This window comes from Tabrizicola sp. (assembly GCF_041913445.1).
GTDB lineage: Bacteria > Pseudomonadota > Alphaproteobacteria > Rhodobacterales > Rhodobacteraceae > Tabrizicola.
This window is the reverse complement of record NZ_JAYSFG010000001.1, coordinates 440,493-441,760: the sequence shown is the minus strand read 5'-3', so window position 1 is coordinate 441,760 and position 1,268 is coordinate 440,493. Positions and strand designations below refer to the sequence as shown.

Annotated in this window: 1 protein-coding gene; it reads left to right on the top strand. The window is 59.1% G+C overall.

The features are described 5' to 3' along the window. The coding region (locus tag ACE3Q6_RS02220; RefSeq protein ID WP_374427503.1) for a hypothetical protein at positions 1–796 on the top strand (796 nt) is incomplete at its 5' end. Between the last annotated feature and the right edge of the window lie 472 nt (positions 797–1,268).

Below are 1,268 nucleotides of genomic sequence, written 5' to 3'. Positions count from 1 at the left end.
CACCCAGGGAGAAAACGCCATCAGGAAAGCCTTGGACGGAATAGCCGCCCGATCGATCAAGACGTCGGCCAAGGCGGGGCCAAGGGCAATCTACGGGCGCCTTTACGAATGGCTCGCATACACAACACCAATCATCGATCATGGGCCCATTAAGCCGTTGTTGCGCGAGCAGATCCTCGACACGTTGGCCATCGATCAGGGGGAACTTTTGCTGGGCGAGGTGGTGGAGGCACGTCGACTTCATTCGGTCCAAAGCCTGTCCATCAAGACGGGGCTTCATCCCAAACGGCTGAGGAAGCTCTTGGTCCGAGCCGGGCTTTCAACTGAAGAGCGGTGGGACCAAGGGTCACAGCGGCTTGTCTTTCCTGCTCAACTGGCCGAAGGCTTCTGCCGGGATCTGCTTGATTGCGTACCTCTTCATCTCCTCCCGCAGCTTCTTGATTGCACCCGTACCCAGGCAGTTAGCCTGTATCGAACTGGGGTTCTCCGGCCGGTCGTGGATCGCGATATGGGGGTCGCCATTCACAAGCTGGCGTTTGCCAATCGGGAGGTGCAAGACTTCCTGGCATTTCTTGGCTCCCTGCCCATCACCGTGCGGGAAACCCGGGGAACAGTAAGCCTCACAATCGCGTCCAAGATGACCGGTCGGTGTACGGGAGATCTCCTGGGCAGAATTCGGGCCGGGCACTTGCCTGCCCATCGATCCCCTGGAACGCCCGGACTGGCCAACATCCGACTGACGGCTGAAGACCTTACACCTCTCAAGGTCCTGGTGGGCGCTGCCGTTCCGAGCTGAGCCCACTCCTGACAGCAGAACACGGTGACAGTGGCCCGCATCCGCGGGCTATTTTTTTGTCAGCTGGGTGGTGGAAAGCCCATCCGGGACAGACTTTGCCCCGAATTGGGATAATCTCTGATCCAGAACGCGTAATATGTCATTGATTCTAAATGGAAAAGATCCGGTCTCGGGAGGAACTTTTCCCGAAGGGACACCGTGCCTGTCATCCCCGCGTAGGCGGGGACCCTTCAAGAGTGCAAAGGCCGTTCCAACGAACGGCCTTTGTCTTTCTCAAGGGGACCAAGATTCTCCCGTTTGTCCTCCCCGCGCCCCTGTCATCCCCACGAAGGCGGGGATCCAAGAGGCTCCGAGTGGAAGCGTTCGGCAGAGTCGCGGCCCCCCCATGGGGGGGTTTAACCCCCCCCACTGACCCCACCCCCCACAACCCCCACAAAACCACCACAAACCACAACCACACCCAACACCAAAA